This is a genomic window from Frondihabitans sp. PAMC 28766 (assembly GCF_001577365.1).
Classification (GTDB): Bacteria; Actinomycetota; Actinomycetes; order Actinomycetales; family Microbacteriaceae; genus Frondihabitans.
Map to the genome: position 1 here is coordinate 2,609,673 of NZ_CP014513.1, position 17,114 is coordinate 2,626,786.

Genomic DNA, 17,114 nt, shown 5'->3' on the forward strand with positions numbered 1-17,114 from the left:
CCGCTCACGCTACCGTTGTGGCCATGCCTCGAGCCCACCCCTGGTCACGCTTCGTCGCCGTCGGCGACTCCTTCACCGAAGGCATCGGCGACCCCGACCCGAACTCCCCGGGCGGTTTCCGCGGCTGGGCCGACCGCACGGCGGCGGTGCTCGGCGAGGCGTCTGACGACTTCGCCTACGCCAACCTCGCCATCCGCGGGCGGCTGCTGCACGAGATCATCGACCAGCAGACGCAGGCGGCCCTCGACCTGCATCCTGATCTCGTCACAGTCTCGGCCGGCGGCAACGACATCATCCGCCCCGGCACCGACCCCGACGAGGTCGCCGGGCGCCTCGAGGGGCTCGTCGAGAGCCTCTCGTCGGACGGCGCCACAGTGGTCGTCTTCACCGGGCCCGACATCGGCGCCACCCCGGTGCTCGGCCGCCTGCGCGGCAAGGTCGCGATCTACAACGAGAACGTGCATGCCATCGCCCTCCGCCATGACGCGGTCGTGGCCGACATGTGGGCTCTCCGCGAGCTCTCCGACAGCCGGATGTGGGCCCCCGACCGCCTGCACTTCTCGCCTCTCGGCCATCACACGATCGCCCGCATGGTGCTCGCGTCGCTCGCCGTCGACAACGACCTCCAGGAGTACACGCTGCCGGAGGCCGAGACTCGGCACTGGCGCGAGGCCCGGCGCGAGGACATCGGCTGGGCGCGCGAGTACCTCGTGCCGTGGGTGCTGCGCCGCGTGCGTCACCAGTCGTCGGGCGACGGGCGCGGGCCGAAGCGGCCCGAGGCGCTGGGGTTGCTCTACATCGACGAGGCGAACGCCCCCAGGCGTGAGACCGCCGCCGACGCGTCCGCCGAGTAGCCGCCGATCGTCACCTTCGGGTTGGTGAGGCGCCACCACGCGTCAGGCGCGGCCACCGCCTTGTCGAGCACGAGCGGCACCGTCGTCGTCGAGGCTCCGATGTGCACCTCGAGCGACCCGACCCGGTGTCCTGCCTTGTCGAGGCCCACCCGGTCGAGGTGGACGGTGCCCGAGACCGTCACGTCGCCGTAGACGAGCCGGCTCACCGACGTCGTGGTGCTCGCCTGGACGGTGGCGCCCCAGGGGGTCGCGTAGGTGCCGTAGACGCTGCCCGCGGCGACGGCGTCGACGGTGTGGAAGCGCGCCGTGACCTGCGCCAGCATTCGCTGGATGTCGGCGTCGATCGTGTCGTGGTCCTTGCCGCCGAGGACGGCGCCGATCAGGGTGACGGCGTGGCCGTCGACGGTCTGCTTCGTCGCGAAGAGCAGGTTGGAGCCGTGGTCGTCGAGCGTGCCGGTCTTGATGCCGACGACGTCGTCGATGCCGAGCAGCTCGTTCGAGTTCTGCACCACGCCGACGTTCGGGATGCTGATCTGCTTCGTGTCGACGATCGGGGCGATGTCCTTCGAGGCCAGCGCCAGCTTGCCGAGCACGATCAGGTCGGTGGGGATCGAGGTGTTGCGGGCGTCGAGGCCCGTCGGCTCGACGATCGTCGTGTGGGTGAGGCCGTGGGCCGCGAGGAAGGTCTTCACTGCGGCCTGGTAGGCGGTGTTCGTGCCGAACGCCCAGAGCGCGAGGGTGCCCGCGTAGTTGTTGGCCGACTTGATGAGGGCGACCTGCAGCACCTGCTTCTCGGTGAGCGAGTCGCCGACGTTCATCGGCGCGACCTCGCCGTCCTGGGCGAGGTACGTGGCGTAGAGGGCGTGATCGGCCGCAGTGAACGTGATCTTCGGGCCGTTGCCGCCGTCGAGCGGCTTCTTCTGCAGCACGACGAGCGCGGTGATGATCTTGCTGATCGAGGCGATCGAGCGCGGGGCGGCCGAGCCGCCGGTGGCGAGGCTCGTCGGGTAGCCGACCGCCTCGATGCCGGACGACCCGTAGCTCGGCAGCTCGAGCGGGGTCGACGCCTGGGTCGGCGCCGTGTACGCCGTCACGGCGCCGGCGGCGGTCGGCACGGGAGCGAGGAGAGTCGCCGGCAGGTAGATGCCCAGCGCGACGATCAGGGCGAGCAGCGAGAACACGCCGACGCGTCGTCGCACGTAGTGCGGGTGCCGCGTCTCGCGGCGGAGTTCCCGCCGGCTCGCGGTGGCGCGGCTCACCGGTCGACCTGCGAGGCCGAGTGCGACGGCTCGGACGGCCGCGCGTGGAGGGCCCACAGTACGACGGCCGACGCCGCCGCCACGTTGAGGCTGTCGACGCCGTGCAGCATCGGGATGGTCACGACCGTGTCGGCCGCGCCGAGGGCCCGCCTGGAGAGCCCGTCGCCTTCGGTGCCGAACAGCATCGCGATCTTCTCGGGCGGGTCGGCCGCATACGCGTCGAGCGTGACGGCATCGTCGCTGAGCGCGAGCGCGGCGATGTCGAAGCCGTGAGAGCGCAGGATCTCGGCGCCCTCCGGCCACTCCGGCAGCCTCGTCCACGGCACCTGCAGCACGGTCCCCATCGACACCCGGACACTGCGGCGGTAGAGCGGGTCGGCGCACCGCGGCGTGATGAGCACGGCGTCGGCTCCGAGCCCGGCGACGGCGCGGAAGATCGCGCCGACGTTCGTGTGGTCGACTATGTCTTCGAGCACGACGACGCGGCGGGCACCCTCCAGCACGGACTCGACGCTGGGCAGCGGTGGCCGCTGCATCGACGCGAGAGCCCCGCGATGCAGGTGGTAGCCGGTGAGCTGCTCGAGCAGGGCGTCGTCGCCCACGAACACGTCGCCGTCGTAGTCGCGCACCAGCGGCTCGATGCCGGCCAGCCACTTCTCGGCGAGCAGCACCGAGCGCGGGGTGTGACCGGCCTCGAGGGCGCGGGTGATCACCTTCGACGACTCCGCGATGTAGAGGCCGCCCTCGGGCTCGGTCTTCCGCCGCAGCACGACGTCGGTGAGGCGGGAGAAGTCGGCGAGCTCGGGGCGGTCGAGGTCGGTGATCGGGGTGATGCGCAAGCCACGCTCCAGGGGGGTCTTCGCCCCGTGCGGCGCTCAGCTCGCAGGAGTCGGAAACATATCGGAAAGAGTCGTTGTTTAGGCTAACGTCACCCGCCTAGGAGGAAGCCCCACCATGCCGCCCTCGATCACCGAGCCCGCTTCCGTCAGCACCACCGCCGAGTTCGAGAGCGCCGTCGACCTCCTGAGCGGCCGCCGCGTCGCCGTCCTGACGGGCGCCGGCGTCTCCACCGACTCCGGAATCCCCGACTATCGCGGCGAAGGCGCGCCGGTGCGCCACCCGATGACCTTCCAGCAGTTCCGCGCCGACGAGAACTACCGCAAGCGCTACTGGGCCGGCAGCCATCTCGGCTACCGCAGCTTCCGCATCGCCGCCCCCAACGCCGGGCACCGGGCGCTCGCGGCCCTCGAGGCGGCCGGCGTGACGAACGGGGTCGTCACCCAGAACGTCGACGGCCTGCACCTGCAGGCCGGGTCGAGCCGGGTCGTCGAGCTCCACGGCTCGGGCGACCGGGTGGTCTGCCTCACCTGCGGGCAGCAGTTCGCCCGCGAGCAGATGGCCCAGCTGATGGCCGAGAACAACCCGTGGCTCGAAGAGCCCGACGCGATCCGCCTGAACCCCGACGGCGACGTCGACGTGACCGACATCGACTCGTTCACAGTGCCGTCCTGCACCGTCTGCTCGGGCGTCTTGAAGCCCGACGTCGTCTTCTTCGGCGAGTTCGTGCCGGTCGAGCGCTTCGCCGAGGCGCGGGCCATGGTCGCTGGGGCCGAGGCCCTCGTGATCGCAGGATCCTCGCTGGTCGTCAACTCCGGCATCCGGCTGCTCGAGACGGCCCTCCGCAAGAAGCTGCCGGTCGTCATCATCAACCGGGGCGTCAGCAAGGGCGACACGCGGGCCAGCGTTAAGCTGAACGCCGGCACGTCGGAGACCCTGACGGCCCTGGCCGAACGGCTCGTCGTCGCCTGACCCCGGTCGCCCGTGGTCGAGGGGCGGCGGCTCCCGGCCGCTGGAGGACCTCATGACTCTGCTCTACCTCGTGCGGCACGGCGAGACCGACTGGAACGCGGCACGCCGGATCCAGGGCGCGACCGACATCCCCCTCAACACGCTCGGGCGCTCGCAGGCGGTCGACGCGGCAGCGCTGCTGAGCCGTCGCCGCTTCGACGCGGTCGCCGCGAGCCCCCTGCAGCGCGCCTTCGACACGGGGTCGATCATCGCCGATCGTCTCGGGCTGCCGACGCCTCTCGTGGTGCCCGGGGTGGTCGAGCGCAGCTACGGCGAGGCCGAGGGCATGACCTTCGACGAGGTCGAGGCGACCTTCCCGAACGGCGCCCCGGTGCCCGGCCGCGAGAGCCGCACCGCGCTGGTCGAGCGCGTCGAGGCGGCTCTCCTGTCGCTGGCTGCGGCGCACCCGGGCGAATCGGTCGTCGTCGCGACGCACGGCGCGGTGATCCGGTCGCTCGTCAACCACATCGCGCCCGAAGAGGATGCGAACCCGGGTGTGCCGATCCGCAACGGCTCGATCCACTCGTTCGAGGCCGCCGACGGCGCACTCTCGCTCGTCGCGTTCGACGACCCGATCGAGGTCGAATCCGAGGCCGCGGGCCGCTACGAGTTCGGCTACCAGAACGCCCTCGAGAACCGCTCGGACGCCTGACGCGCACGGCGGCGCCTCGGCTCCTGCCGAACCTCCGTCCGGTCTCCCGCACCTGTCCGAGGCGTGGTGCGGCTATCCGGCGGCCGGTGCGGGAGCGGTTCTCCCGCGGTCAGCCTGCGAGCGGCCGGTCAGCCGCCGGCGACGTCCTCGAGCAGGCGCAGCAGTACCTCGGCCGACGCGTCCCAGCTGAACCGGGCGGCCTGCTCGACCGAGGCGGCGCTCCGGCGCGCCCACTCCCCGGCTCCTCGAGTTTCCGCACCGCGGCGGCGATCGAGGCCGGCGACTCCGGGTCGAAGTAGACCGCTGCCTTGCCGCCGATCTCCCGGAAGATCGGGATGTCGCTGACCACGGCGGGCGTGCCGAGGCTCATGCCCTCGACGAGGGGGATGCCGAACCCCTCGGCCCGTGACGCGGTGACCACCGCGGTCGCCCCGAGCAGCACCGAGCGGTACACCTCGTCGCTCGCGCCGTCATGGAAGACGAGCGCGCCCTCGGGGGCCAGCCGCTCGAGATCCTGCCGCTCGCGCTCCGAGACCCGGCTCATGAGGTGCAGCCGGTAGCCGTCGAGCATCGGCAGGGCGCGCACGAGCGCCTGCACGTTCTTGTACGGCATGAACGAGCCCATGTAGACGAGGTCGCGCGTGTCGGGCGCCGTGCGCACGGGAACGACGAAGGGCGCAGGATCAGCGGCGTTCGAGACGACGGTGACCGGCCGCTTCGTGAGGTGGTGCTCGGCGATCTCGGCTGCGGTGGTGCCGCTCACCGTGACGATCGCGTCCGCCCGGTTGAGCAGCGCCCGCTGGGGCCACCAAGCCAGGTGGTAGGCCCGCCAGAGCAGACGGATCGGCGGCGCGAACTCGGGCGGCGGGGTGCGGTTCGTGTAGTAGATCAGATCGTGCAGGGTGAGCACCAGGCGGTAGTCGCGCCCGAACGTGCCCATCGTCTGCATGGGCGACCAGACGACGTCCGCCCGCAGAGGGTTGACCTGCCGGGCGACGAGGGGCTCCAGCGGGCTCGTGGGGTCGCTGACGAGGTGGTGCGGGGCGTCGGGCAGCTTGTCGAGCTGCCGCACGTCGTTGACGAGCATCGTCACGGTGTGGCCGGCTGCCCGGGCTGGGGCCACGAGGGCGTTCACGACTCCGGCGGTGAAGCGGCTGATGCCGTCGTGTCGGCCGGTGCGCACGTAGCGGCAGTCGACGACGATGCGGAGCGGGCGCGTCGCAGTCACGGGGCGACCCCGAGTCCCACGAAGTCTTCGACCAGGACTGCGGCCTCGCGCGGCTTCTCGTAGTGGATCAGATGGCCGACGCCGTGGATCACGTCGAGCTGCGCGTTCGCGAACAGCTTCTGCAGCGCGTACTGCGCGGGCAGCGCCGTCACGTCGTCCTTGTCGGCGGCGATCAGCAGCACGGGCTGCTCGATGTCGCCGGCGTAGGTCGACACGTCGGTCGACACGGACGCCTTGAACGACTCGAGCACGACCTGGCGGTCGGCGTACTTCGAGAAGTAGACGTCGTGCTGGTCGTTGATCCAGGCCCGCAGCGGCTTGTCCTTCGTCTTGGCCATCGCCTCGCTGATGACGCGCGTGACGAGGCGGCTCTTGAGGGCCGGCTCGCCGATCGCCTCGGGCACGCGCGCCCCCGCCCAGTAGAACAGCACGGCCAGACGGCTGAAGACGCCCCGGGGTCCCTTCAGGGCCGGTGCCGCGATGGGGTTCACCAGGATCAGCTTCGCCGCGGGCAGCGCCGGTCGCCCCGTGCCGCCTGCCAGCGTGGCGGCCGCCACGATCGACCCGAACGAGTGGCCCAGGATCACGAGATCGGCCCCCGCCCCGATCTTCTGGCAGAAGTCGACCAGCCACTTCGCATATGAGGGCACGCTGTGCTCCCGCCCCCGGAACGGTGCCGACACGCCGAAGCCGGGCAGGTCGGGCGCGATCACCCGCAGGGAACCCTCCTGGATGCCGTCGAGGAAGGCGACGATCGGCTCGAGACCGTGGTGGTCGCCGCGGAAGCCGTGCACGACCAGCAGGGTCGTCGGCGCGTCGTCGCGGCCGTAGACCCAGTAGTGCGTGTCCACCCCGAGAGCCGTGATCGACCGCTCCTCGGCGGGGAGGGCGGCGAATCGCTCGGCGTACGGCGACGGGACGGTGGGAGTCGAGGGCAGCACCCCGTCAGTCTAGGGACGCGGCTCGGTGCGGGTTTGGCCGCTCGCCGTGCACCGCGTCCTAGGCTGGCGTGATCGTGCCCGCAGAGCCCCACCCGAAGGCTGCCCCACCCGAAGGAGAACGGTGAGCTTCACTGCCCCCATCCAGAACCCCGGCCTCACCCTCGACCCCCAGTGGTTCAGGCGAAGCGTCTTCTACGAGGTGATGGTGCGCTCGTACGTCGACTCGAACGGCGACGGCGCCGGCGACCTCGCCGGTCTCGCCTCGAAGCTCGACTACCTGCAGTGGCTCGGCATCGACGCGCTCTGGATCCCGCCGTTCTTCCAGTCGCCCTTGCGCGACGGTGGCTACGACATCTCCGACTACAAGGCCGTGCTGCCCGAGTTCGGCACCCTCGACGAGTTCCGCGACCTGGTCACGAAGGCGCACGAGCGGAACATGCGCATCGTCATCGACATGGTGATCAACCACACGTCCGACGCGCACGAGTGGTTCCAGCAGTCGCGTCAGGATCCTGACGGCCCCTACGGCGATTTCTACGTCTGGAGTGACACCGACGAGAAGTACGAGAACATCCGCATCATCTTCGTCGACACCGAAGAGAGCAACTGGACCTTCGACCCGGTGCGGCGCCAGTTCTTCTTCCACCGGTTCTTCTCGCACCAGCCCGACCTCAACTTCGAGAACCCGAAGGTACAGGAGGCCGTCTTCGACCTCGTGCGCCACTGGCTCGACCTCGGTGTCGACGGCATCCGTCTCGACGCGATCCCCTACCTCTTCGAGACCGAGGAGGGCAACGGCGAGGGCGAGCCGGCGACGCACGACTTCGTCAAGAAGCTCCGCGCCATGGTCGACGACGAATACCCGGGCCGCATCATGATCGCCGAGGCCAACCAGTGGCCCCGCGAGGTCGCCGCGTTCTTCGGCACCGACGACGAGCCCGAGTGCCACATGGCCTTCGACTTCCCTGTCATGCCGCGCATCTTCTACTCGCTGCGCTCGCAGAACGCCGCCGAGCTGATCCGCATCCTCTCCGAGACCACCGACGTGCCCGACACTGCCGGGTGGGGCGTGTTCCTCCGCAACCACGACGAGCTGACGCTCGAGATGGTCAGCGAGGAGTACCGCCAGGCGATGTACGGCTGGTACGCCTACGACCCGCGGATGCGCTCGAACATCGGCATCCGCCGCCGCCTCGCGCCGCTGCTCGACAACTCCCGCGCCGAGCTCGAGCTGGCGCACGCGCTGCTGTTCTCGCTGCAGGGCTCGCCGTTCCTCTACTACGGCGACGAGATCGGCATGGGCGACAACATCTGGCTGAACGACCGCGACGCCTCGCGCACGCCGATGCAGTGGACCCCCGACCGCAACGCCGGCTTCTCGACCGCCGACCCCGGCAAGCTCTACCTGCCCGTCGTGCAGTCGCTGGTCTACAACTACACGCTCGTCAACGTCGAGAGCCAGCTCGCCCAGTCACGATCGCTGCTGCACTGGATCCGCAACGTGATCCACGTCCGCAAGGCGCACCCGACCTTCGGCCTCGGCACCATGGACGTGCTGCCGAACGACCACGAGTCGGTGCTCTCGTTCGTCCGGTCGTATTCAGGATCGGGCACCCAGTTCGGCGACGCGCCCGAAGACGTGCTCTGCGTCTTCTCGTTCGCCCACAACCCGGCGTCCGTCACGATCGAGGCGCCCCAGTTCGCCGGTCGCACCCTCACCGACCTGTTCGGCGGGGGCACCTTCCCGGCCTTCGACTCCGACGGCCGCGTGACGCTGACCATGGGCACGCAGGCCTTCTTCTGGCTGCGCCTCGGCGACGCGCCGACCCCCACCGTCGCCATGCCCGTCATCGTGTCCGCCCCCTCCGAACCGGAGCCCACCGCCTGACCCTCCGGCCGCCGAGTTATGCACAGGCGGGCGCGGGCGAGCGCAGGATGTCGGTGCTCGCCTCTATCCTGTGAGCGTGAGTAGCGCAGAAGTCGGCCCCGTCCCCGTCAACTGGTGGGACGGCCTCGGCGTCTTCGACCTCGAGACCACCGGCATCGATGTCGAGACCGCTCGCATCGTCACCGCCCACGTCGGCCTCATCGATTCGACCGGCGAGTCGATCGCCCACGGCGAGTGGCTCGCCGACCCGGGTGTCGAGATCCCGGCCCAGGCGTCGGCCGTCCACGGCATCTCCACCGAGCAGGCGCAGGCCGAGGGCCGGCCGGCCGCCGAGGTCGTCGCCGAGATCATCGAGGCCCTCCGCGCGGTCTTCACGAGAGGCGTCCCACTCGTCATCTACAACGCCCCCTACGACCTCACGGTGCTCGACCGCGAGGCCAGGCGCTACGGTATCGACCCCCTGGGCGCCGGGTCCGACCACACCGGCGGCTGCGTCATCGATCCGCTCGTCATCGACAAGGCCGTCGACAAGTACCGCAAGGGCAAGCGCACCCTCGAGGCCGCCGCCGAGTTCTACGAGGTCTCGCTCACCGACGCGCACGACGCCGGCGCCGACGCGATCGCAGCCGGCCGCGTTGCCCAGGCGATGGCCCGCCGCCACCCCGACAAGCTCGGGGTGCCCGCGCACGACCTCCACACCCTGCAGATCGGCTGGTGCGGCGAGCAGGCCGCCAGCTTCCAGGAGTACATGCGGCACAAAGACCCGACCTTCACGGCCGCCGGCGAGTGGCCCATCCGCCCGTAGGCGTCGGGCTCACTTCCGGCCGCGACCACCCGTGACTAGCAGCACGCGCGTCCGGCGGGGAGCATCTGCAGGCACCCGCCACCCGTGCAGAGCGACCCCGTCGAGCCACAGCGTCGCCCCCGCCGTCAGCCGCACCGGCTCGCCCTCGCCGCTGACGACGTCGAGCATCCCCTCCAGCACGTGCACCACGTCTTCGCCCTCGTGGCTGAACGCCGGCTCGTCGGCGTAGCCCGGCCCGAGGTCGAACAGGTACGACTCGAGGGCTCGCCCCGGGCCGCCCGCGACGAGCCGAGCCGTGTCGGTCGAGCCCTCCGTCGCCGGCAGATGCACGGGTGGAGCCTCGGGCGACCCGACGACGGGCATGAGCTGGGCCGGAGGGATGTCGAGGGCCGACGCGAGCGCGTACAGCGTCGGCACGCTCGGGTAGATCCGCGCGTTCTCGACGTTCGAGAGGAAGGGCTGCGACACGCCTGCCCGTCCGGCGAGCTCGCGCATGCTCCAGCCGCGACGGGTCCGCTCGGCGCGGACCGCCTGGCCGATCTCCGTCTGCAGGGCGTCGGGTGTCTCCATGGGTCCACGGTAGCGGTGCACTTGCGGTGACCCGTCGCATCCTGATAACTATTGGTTATCAGATTCGGCAACCGGCCGACCGCCCGACGAGAGGCCCGACACCGTGACCAAGCAGATCTTCCTCGGCGCTTTCGAGGAGCTCACGCCCAACTTCATCAGCAACGCGTGGCACCACGAGCGCGGTGACACCCGCGACTTCGCGAGTCTCGAGTACTGGCAGGACATGGCGCGACAGCTCGACGCCGCCGGCTTCGACTTCTTGTTCTTCGCCGAGGCCATCGGCTACCCGATGTCGGGCGACGACGTGCCCGAGGTCGTCATCCGCGAGGCCGTGCAGTTTCCCGTGCACGACCCGATGACGATCATCTCCGGTCTCGCGGCCACGGTCGATCGGCTCGGCTTCGTCGTGACCGCCTCGACGACGGCGCAGCAGCCGTACCTCAACGCCCGAGCCTTCACGACGCTCGACCACCTGACCAAAGGCCGCATCGCCTGGAACGTCGTCACGAGCGACAACCAGGTCGGGCTCGTCAAGCTGCTCGGCCAGCGCGAGGTCACTCCGCACGACGAGCGTTACCGCCGCGCGACGGAGTTCCTGGAGCTCTCGTTCACGCTCTGGGAGGGCGCCTGGGAGGACGACGCGATCGTCTACGACAAGGCCACGCGCACTTTCGCCGACCCGTCGAAGGTGCACCGCATCACGCACGACGGCGAGTACTTCCGGCTCGACGGCTACTACCCGGCCACACCGTCGGTGCAGCGCACTCCCCTGCTGCTGCAGGCCGGCACCTCGTCGGCCGGCCGCGCCTTCGCCGGCCGCTTCGCCGAGTGCGTCTTCATTCAGGATCGCGACGTCTCGGCAGCGAAGGCGACGGTCGCCGACCTGCGCGCTCGCGCCGTCGCCAACGGCCGAGCGACCGACTCGATCCGCGTGATGGACGCTGTCTCGATCGTCGTCGCCGACACCGAGGAGGAGGCCCTGGCTGCCCGCGCCTCCCTCGACGCGACACCGTCTCGCGAGGCCGCCGCGGCGCTCTTCATGGGCTGGAGCGGCGTCGACCTGATGAAGTTCGGCCTCGAGCAGACGCTCGCCGAAGTCACGACCGAGGTCGGCCAGTCGATGCTCGCGATGTTCCAGCAGGGCGACGAGAGCCCGACCGTCGCCGAGATCCTCGACAGGATCACGACGTCGATCGGTGGCCCGCGCCTCACCGGCACTCCCGAGCAGGTCGCGGACGAGATGCAGCGCTTCGTCGAGGAGGCCGACATCGACGGCTTCCTGATCGAGTACACGTACGGCGGGATGGACACGTACGCCGACTTCATCGACAAGGTGATGCCGATCCTGCGCTCTCGGGGTCTGCTGCCCGAGACGCCGCGGGGCGGCACGATGCGCGAGCGGTTGACGGGCGGGTCGTCGCGACTGCCGGCGTCGCATCCTGCGGCTGCCTACCGCCACTAGCCGGCTCTGGCGCGCTCTCGGCCCTGCAGCGGAGTCGGCTCTGCCGTGCACGCAGAAGCGCCCGCCACCAGACGGTGGCGGGCGCCCAGACGAAGCAGGTGCGACTACTTGGCGCTGCCGCCGAAGTTCTTGAAGCGCTGGTTGAACTTCTCGACGCGGCCGGCCGAGTCGAGGATGCGCTGCTTGCCCGTGTAGAACGGGTGCGAAGCAGACGAGATCTCGACGTCGATGACGGGGTACGTGACGCCGTCGAGCTCGATGGTCTTGTCGCTCGTCGCGGTCGAACGCGTGAGGAACGTCTCACCCGAGGCGAGGTCGCGGAACACGATCGGGTTGTAGTCGGGGTGAGTGTCGGTCTTCATGGAAGCATCCTAAAAAAAGTAGAGGCGCACTGGTTTTTGCCAGCACTATGGGGTGGCCGAGGGCCAGCCGTCAACATTACCAGACCGGAAGACTCCCGTCACGATCCGGCGCCGTGCCCTGTCGGCTCCGCGAGATGGCCTGTCCGACGCTCGGTGCCGCGTGATCCTGTCGGAGAGGCCATCTCGCGCCGAAGCACGACAGCGAGTCAGACGGCGCCTGCGCTCAGCGGAGCGGCCGCCCGACTGCTCAGACGGCGCGAGCCGTGTAGCGGCCCTCGGCCGACGCGACCGAGAGCCGCAGCCCGAAGGTCTCGCCGAGGGTCTCGGCGGTCAGCACGTCGGCGAGGGGGCCAGCGGCCTGCACCTCGCCGTGGGCGAGCAGCAGGGCGTGCGTGAACCCGCGTGGGATCTCCTCGACGTGGTGCGTCACCATCACGATGGCCGGTGCGCCTTCGCTCGAGGCGTAGCCGCCGAGCATCTGCAGCAGCTCTTCGCGGGCGCCGAGATCGAGCGACGCGGCGGGCTCGTCGAGCAGCAGTAGCTCGGGGTCGGTCATGACGGCGCGGGCGATCTGCACGCGCTTCTGCTCGCCGTCGCTGAGCTCGCCGAAGGGGCGCTCAGAGAGGTGGTCGAGCTTCCACTCGTCGAGCACGCGGTGCGCGCGGCGCACGTCGACGCCCTCGTACTCTTCGTTCCAGCGGCCCGTCACCGAGTAGGCGGCGGTCAGCACGACATCGACGACCTTCTCTTTCGGCGGAATGCGGCGCGCGATCGTCGTCGACGCGAAACCGAGGCGCGGGCGCAGCTCGAACAGGTCGGCGCTGCCGACGTCTTCGCCCAGGATCTGCACGCCGCCGGAGGACGGGTGGGTCTGGGCGGCGGCCATCTGCAGCACCGTGGTCTTGCCGGCGCCGTTCGGCCCGAGCACCACCCAGCGCTCGTCGGAGTCGACCGTCCACGAGACGTCGTTCACGATTCGCGAGCCATTCCGGACGACGGACACATCGGTGAGCTGCAGAACGGTGGGCATGTCTGAACTCTATTCCACGAGACCCGCCCACACGCCGCACGACAGCGGCCTGTGGAGAAGCAGGATCAGACGAGCGAGCGGTACACCTCGAGAGTGCGCTCGGCGATGCCGGCCCAGCTGAAATCGAGCTCGGCGCGGGCGCGGCCGGCGCGACCCATGAGAGCGGCGAGGCCGGGGTCGGCCACCGTCTCCGTCAGTGCCGCGGCGAGATCCTGCACGAACCCGTCGGGGTCCAGTGGTGTGCCGGTGCCGTCCGTCGCCTGCTCGATGGGCACCAGGCGCCCCGTGAGGCCGTCGGCGACGACCTCGGGGATGCCGCCGGTCGCGGTTCCGACGACGGGCAGACCGCAGGCCATGGCCTCGAGGTTGACGATGCCGAGGGGCTCGTAGATCGACGGGCAGACGAACACCGTGGCGCTCGACAGCACGGCGCAGAGCTCGTTGCGGGGCAGGATGCGCTCGACCCAGACGACGCCCGAGCGGGTCTCCTGCAACTCGTGCACGAGCCCGGTGACTTCCGCCATGATCTCGGGCGTGTCAGGGGCGCCGGCGCACAGGATCAGCTGAACGTCGTCGGGCAGGAGGGCGGCGGCTCGCAGCAGGTAGGGCAGACCCTTCTGGCGCGTGATGCGGCCCACGAAGACGACGGCGGGGCGATCGGGGTCGATGCCGAGCGATCGCACGAGCTCGGGCTCGTCGAGACGGCGCCACGACTCGAGGTCGATCCCGTTGTAGACGACGCTGACCTTGCCCGCGTCGATCTGCGGGTAGGAGCGCAGGATGTCGCGGCGCATGCCGTCGCTCACGGCGATCACGTGGTCGGCGGTTTCGTAGGCCTGCCGCTCGATCCAGCTCGAGACTCGGTAGCCTCCGCCGAGCTGCTCGGCCTTCCACGGTCGCAGGGGCTCGAGCGAATGCGCGGTGAGCACGTGGGGCACGTCGTGCAGCATCTGAGCGAGTTGGCCGGCCGCGTTGGCGTACCAGGTGTGCGAGTGCACCACGTCGGCGCCGGCCGTGTCCTGCGCGATGCGGACGTCGACGCCGAGGGTCTTGAGTGCGCCGTTGGCGTTCTCGAGCCCGACGAGATCGGGGTAGCCGGTGGTGTCCTGCTCGTCGATCGCGTGTCCGAAGGCCCGCACCTGCACCTCGATCGACGGACGCAGTGCCTTGACGAGCTCGGTCACGTGGACGCCCGCCCCACCGTAGACGTTCGGAGGGTATTCCTTGGTGATCACATCGACTCGCACGGCCCTTACCGTAGTCGCCCGGATGCGAAACGTGCCATTCTGACCTACATGGCATCGAAGAAGATTTTCGGCATCGTCCTCGCCGGCGGAGAGGGCAAGCGACTGATGCCCCTCACCGCCGACCGCGCCAAGCCCGCGGTCCCGTTCGGCGGAAACTACCGGCTCATCGACTTCGCGCTGTCGAATCTCATCAACTCGGGGCTGCGCCAGATCGTCGTGCTGACCCAGTACAAATCGCACAGCCTCGACCGACACGTGTCGCAGACGTGGAGCATCGAGGGCCTCCTCGGCGCCTACGTCGCATCCGTGCCCGCGCAGCAACGCCTCGGCAAGCGCTGGTACGCCGGCAGCGCCGACGCGATCCTCCAGAGCCTCAACCTCGTGCGCGACGAGAAGCCCGACATCATCGTCGTGGTCGGCGCCGACCACGTCTACCGCATGGACTTCGCCCAGATGGTCGAGGCGCACATCGCCTCGGGCAAGAGCGCCACCGTGGCCGCTATCCGCCAGCCGATCTCGCTCGCCGACCAGTTCGGTGTCATCCAGGTCAAAGACGACGACCCCACGCTCATCGACGCCTTCCTCGAGAAGCCGACCGATGCCAAGGGCCTCGCCGACTCCCCCGACGAGGTGCTGGCCTCGATGGGCAACTACATCTTCAACGCCGACGCGCTCATCGACGCAGTCCTCCGCGACGGCGAGAACCCCGCTTCGAACCACGACATGGGCGGCGACATCATCCCCGACTTCGTGTCGCGCGGCGACGCCGCCGTCTACGACCTGAAGCGCAACGACGTGCCGGGCTCCACCGAGCGCGACCGCTACTACTGGCGCGACGTCGGCACCATCGAGTCGTTCTACGACGCCCACCGCGACCTCATCGCGGCGCTCCCGGTGTTCAACCTCTACAACACCGCGTGGCCGATCTTCAGCCAGCAGCTCAACTCGCCGCCCGCGAAGTTCGGGCGCGACGAGCACGGCAACCCGGGCTCGCTCATCGACTCGATCGTGTCGCTCGGCACCGTCTCGATCGGCTCGCATATCGAGCGCAGCGTCGTCGGCCCGTGGAACACCCTCGATTCAGGATCACGGGTGGTCGACTCGGTGCTCTTCGACCGCATCTACGTAGGCAAGAACTCCATCGTCAACCGCGCGATCCTCGACAAAGACGTGGTCATCGCCGACGGCGCCCACGTCGGGCTCGACGCCGAGGCCGACCGGGCCCGCGGCTTCACCGTGACTCCGTCGGGCATCACCGTCGTCGGCAAGGGCGTTCGCATCGAACAATAGGTCGGGCCGACGTCACCCGGGTTCCGCCGCCACTACCCTGGTTCGGTGCCGCGCTTCCTCGTAGTCCTCGACGTCGACTCCACGCTCATCGAGAACGAGGTGATCGAGCTCCTCGCCGAGCGCGCCGGCAGCCACGACGAGGTCCGCGACATCACCGAGCGGGCGATGGCTGGTGAGCTCGACTTCAGCGAGAGCCTCCGTGAGAGGGTCGCGACCCTGGCGGGGCTGCACGTCAGCGTCTTCGCCGACGCGGGGCGTCGCATCCTGGTGACCCATGGGGTGCCCGAAATGGTCGCGGGCGTGCACGCCGCGGGTGGGCTCGTCGGCGTGGTCTCGGGCGGGTTCCACGAGCTCGTCGACCCTCTCGCCGCGTCGCTCGGTCTCGACTTCTGGCGCGCGAACCGCCTGTCGGTGGCCGATGGGCTGCTGACGGGCGCGGTCGACGGGCCGATCGTCGACGCCCATGCGAAGGCCGAGGCCCTGATCGAGTGGGCACAGGATGCGACGGTGCCACTGGCCCGCACGGTCGCGATCGGCGACGGCGCGAACGACCTCGAGATGATGGCCGTCGCCGGCCTCTCGGTCGCCTTCGACGCCAAACCGCGCGTGCGGGCCGCCGCCGACGTCGCGATGAACGTGCGCGACCTGTCGCAGGTGCTGCCGCTGCTCGGCCTCCGCGGCTGAGCGGCCGCCCGTCCCCTCCCGCCGCGAAATCGCGACCGATTCGCCGGGCCAGTCACACCGTTACTGCCGTCCGGTGGTGTCTGACGGATATCGGTCGCGATTCCGCGACCAGGGGTACGGTCGAAGTCAGTTCATCAGCTAGCTGACTAATTCTGGAGGCCGCCATGTCGCCCGCATCCACCGCCGCACCCGACCGCGACAGCACCCGCCAGATCGTCGTCGTCGTCAGCGCCGTCCTGGCGATCGTCGGCGCCTTCGCCGGGTCGGGCGTGCTCTTCGGCACGCCGATCAACGAGGCGGCCGGCGGGGCTCTCGCAGCCGACGCCACGCTCATCGCGCCCGGCACCGGCGCCTTCCAGATCTGGGGCCTCATCTATCTCGGCCTCGTCGTCTACGCCGTGTGGCAGCTGCTTCCGTCGCAGCGCCACGCCGAGCGCCACCGCCGTCTCGGCTATCTCGTGGCGGTGTCTCTGCTGCTCAACGCCGCCTGGATCCTGAGCATCCAGTTCGACCTGCTGTGGCTCAGCGTTCCCGTGATCGCCGCCCTGCTGATCGTGCTCGGCGTGGCGTTCGTGCGAGCCGTGCGCACTCGCGCATCCGGGCCTGCCGACGTCGTCGTCACCGACGGCACGATCGGCCTGTACCTCGGCTGGGTCTGCGTCGCGACGGCGGCGAACATCACCGCGTGGCTTCAGGCCTCAGGATTCCAGGGGGTGGGCATCGCCCCCGCCGCCTGGGCCGTCGTCGTCCTCGCCGTGGCTGCTGCGGTCGGCGTCCTTCTGGCCGTCGTGGGTCGCGGCCGCATCGCGCCCATGCTCTCGCTGGGCTGGGGTCTCGCGTGGGTCGCCGAGGCTCGCCTCAGCGGCGATCTGCTCTCGTCGCCCACGGCGGTGGCCGCGATCCTGGCCACGGTCGTCGTGGTGATCGCCACCGTGGCCCTGCGCGTCGGCGCACGTCGGCACCCGTCAGTCGTGGCCGCACGGTAGTGATCGCG

At 70.0% G+C, this 17,114-nt stretch carries 16 protein-coding genes and 1 pseudogene; 9 read left to right on the forward strand and 8 right to left on the reverse strand.

Going from position 1 to position 17,114, the window contains the following annotated elements:
• The first annotated feature begins 23 nt into the window (after positions 1 to 23).
• Entirely contained in the window at positions 24 to 854 is an 831-nt protein-coding gene (locus AX769_RS12570; protein WP_066279826.1) for an SGNH/GDSL hydrolase family protein, read from the forward strand.
• Here the strand turns inward: AX769_RS12570 and AX769_RS12575 are convergent.
• Positions 794 to 2,113 (reverse strand): D-alanyl-D-alanine carboxypeptidase family protein, encoded by a 1,320-nt coding sequence (locus tag AX769_RS12575; RefSeq protein WP_157887611.1) that lies wholly within the window; start codon positions 2,111 to 2,113, stop codon positions 794 to 796. The genes AX769_RS12570 and AX769_RS12575 overlap by 61 nt on opposite strands.
• Positions 2,110 to 2,952 (reverse strand): RNA methyltransferase, encoded by an 843-nt coding sequence (locus tag AX769_RS12580; RefSeq protein WP_066279836.1) that lies wholly within the window; start codon positions 2,950 to 2,952, stop codon positions 2,110 to 2,112. Before AX769_RS12580 ends, AX769_RS12575 begins: the two co-directional genes overlap by 4 nt.
• A gap of 115 nt (positions 2,953 to 3,067) precedes the next feature.
• On the opposite strand from AX769_RS12580, the gene AX769_RS12585 reads away from it, so the two are divergent.
• Positions 3,068 to 3,922: a Sir2 family NAD-dependent protein deacetylase gene (locus tag AX769_RS12585; protein ID WP_066279839.1), complete on the forward strand. Its 855-nt coding sequence runs from the start codon at positions 3,068 to 3,070 to the stop codon at positions 3,920 to 3,922.
• Between the two features lie 52 nt (positions 3,923 to 3,974).
• Positions 3,975 to 4,613 (forward strand): histidine phosphatase family protein, encoded by a 639-nt coding sequence (locus tag AX769_RS12590; protein WP_066279842.1) that lies wholly within the window; start codon positions 3,975 to 3,977, stop codon positions 4,611 to 4,613.
• Positions 4,614 to 4,741: 128 nt separating this feature from the next.
• On the opposite strand, the pseudogene AX769_RS12595 reads toward AX769_RS12590, so the two are convergent.
• Together AX769_RS12595 and AX769_RS12600 are read right to left on the reverse strand one after the other, a co-directional pair.
• A pseudogene (locus tag AX769_RS12595) lies at positions 4,742 to 5,841 on the reverse strand (glycosyltransferase family 4 protein).
• Positions 5,838 to 6,782 carry an alpha/beta fold hydrolase gene (locus AX769_RS12600; protein ID WP_239451779.1) on the reverse strand — a complete coding sequence of 315 codons (945 nt, stop codon included), beginning with the start codon at positions 6,780 to 6,782 and terminating at the stop codon, positions 5,838 to 5,840. Before AX769_RS12600 ends, AX769_RS12595 begins: the two are co-directional and overlap by 4 nt.
• 121 nt (positions 6,783 to 6,903) lie before the next feature.
• Between AX769_RS12600 and treS the strand changes: the two genes are divergently transcribed.
• Both treS and AX769_RS12610 read left to right on the forward strand, forming a co-directional pair.
• The gene (treS, locus tag AX769_RS12605) at positions 6,904 to 8,670 is read left to right on the forward strand and encodes a maltose alpha-D-glucosyltransferase (RefSeq protein ID WP_066279845.1); all 1,767 of its coding nucleotides are present in this window, start codon (positions 6,904 to 6,906) and stop codon (positions 8,668 to 8,670) included.
• A gap of 76 nt (positions 8,671 to 8,746) precedes the next feature.
• Positions 8,747 to 9,475 carry a 3'-5' exonuclease gene (locus AX769_RS12610; protein WP_066283639.1) on the forward strand — a complete coding sequence of 243 codons (729 nt, stop codon included), beginning with the start codon at positions 8,747 to 8,749 and terminating at the stop codon, positions 9,473 to 9,475.
• A 9-nt stretch (positions 9,476 to 9,484) separates the two neighbouring features.
• Here the strand turns inward: AX769_RS12610 and AX769_RS12615 are convergent, their stop codons facing one another.
• Positions 9,485 to 10,045: a helix-turn-helix domain-containing protein gene (locus AX769_RS12615; RefSeq protein ID WP_066279847.1), complete on the reverse strand. Its 561-nt coding sequence runs from the start codon at positions 10,043 to 10,045 to the stop codon at positions 9,485 to 9,487.
• A gap of 103 nt (positions 10,046 to 10,148) precedes the next feature.
• On the opposite strand from AX769_RS12615, the gene AX769_RS12620 reads away from it, so the two are divergent.
• The gene (locus AX769_RS12620; RefSeq protein ID WP_066279849.1) at positions 10,149 to 11,507 is read left to right on the forward strand and encodes an NtaA/DmoA family FMN-dependent monooxygenase; all 1,359 of its coding nucleotides are present in this window, start codon (positions 10,149 to 10,151) and stop codon (positions 11,505 to 11,507) included.
• Between the two features lie 104 nt (positions 11,508 to 11,611).
• Here AX769_RS12620 and AX769_RS12625 read toward each other — a convergent pair whose 3' ends face one another.
• The 3 genes from AX769_RS12625 to glgA form a co-directional block, all read right to left on the reverse strand.
• Positions 11,612 to 11,869, reverse strand: a complete 258-nt coding sequence (locus AX769_RS12625; protein ID WP_066279850.1) for a type B 50S ribosomal protein L31 — start codon at positions 11,867 to 11,869, stop codon at positions 11,612 to 11,614.
• A gap of 247 nt (positions 11,870 to 12,116) precedes the next feature.
• On the reverse strand, positions 12,117 to 12,899 hold the full coding sequence (locus AX769_RS12630) for an ABC transporter ATP-binding protein (protein WP_066279852.1): 783 nt from the start codon (positions 12,897 to 12,899) through the stop codon (positions 12,117 to 12,119).
• Positions 12,900 to 12,964: 65 nt separating this feature from the next.
• Positions 12,965 to 14,146, reverse strand: coding sequence for a glycogen synthase (glgA, locus tag AX769_RS12635; protein ID WP_066279854.1), 1,182 nt, complete (start codon positions 14,144 to 14,146; stop codon positions 12,965 to 12,967).
• Positions 14,147 to 14,194: 48 nt separating this feature from the next.
• Here glgA and AX769_RS12640 point away from each other — a divergent pair, with 48 nt between their 5' ends.
• The 3 genes from AX769_RS12640 to AX769_RS12650 all read left to right on the forward strand — a co-directional run bounded on the left by AX769_RS12640 (position 14,195) and on the right by AX769_RS12650 (position 17,106).
• Entirely contained in the window at positions 14,195 to 15,436 is a 1,242-nt protein-coding gene (locus tag AX769_RS12640) for a glucose-1-phosphate adenylyltransferase (protein WP_066279856.1), read from the forward strand.
• A 45-nt stretch (positions 15,437 to 15,481) separates the two neighbouring features.
• A complete protein-coding gene (serB, locus tag AX769_RS12645; protein WP_066279857.1) occupies positions 15,482 to 16,120 on the forward strand; it encodes a phosphoserine phosphatase SerB in 639 nt (212 codons plus the stop codon).
• Positions 16,121 to 16,284: 164 nt separating this feature from the next.
• On the forward strand, positions 16,285 to 17,106 hold the full coding sequence (locus AX769_RS12650; protein WP_066279859.1) for a TspO/MBR family protein: 822 nt from the start codon (positions 16,285 to 16,287) through the stop codon (positions 17,104 to 17,106).
• Positions 17,107 to 17,114 lie beyond the last annotated feature (8 nt).

Bases quoted from the DNA above. Each gene is read 5' to 3' on its own strand.
- AX769_RS12570 (WP_066279826.1), top strand. From the start codon at position 24: ATGCCTCGAGCCCACCCCTGGTCACGCTTCGTCGCCGTCGGCGACTCC.
- AX769_RS12585 (WP_066279839.1), top strand. From the start codon at position 3,068: ATGCCGCCCTCGATCACCGAGCCCGCTTCCGTCAGCACCACCGCCGAG.
- AX769_RS12590 (WP_066279842.1), top strand. From the start codon at position 3,975: ATGACTCTGCTCTACCTCGTGCGGCACGGCGAGACCGACTGGAACGCG.
- AX769_RS12615 (WP_066279847.1), bottom strand. From the start codon at position 10,045: ATGGAGACACCCGACGCCCTGCAGACGGAGATCGGCCAGGCGGTCCGC.
- AX769_RS12625 (WP_066279850.1), bottom strand. From the start codon at position 11,869: ATGAAGACCGACACTCACCCCGACTACAACCCGATCGTGTTCCGCGAC.
- AX769_RS12630 (WP_066279852.1), bottom strand. From the start codon at position 12,899: ATGCCCACCGTTCTGCAGCTCACCGATGTGTCCGTCGTCCGGAATGGC.
- AX769_RS12640 (WP_066279856.1), top strand. From the start codon at position 14,195: ATGGCATCGAAGAAGATTTTCGGCATCGTCCTCGCCGGCGGAGAGGGC.
- AX769_RS12650 (WP_066279859.1), top strand. From the start codon at position 16,285: ATGTCGCCCGCATCCACCGCCGCACCCGACCGCGACAGCACCCGCCAG.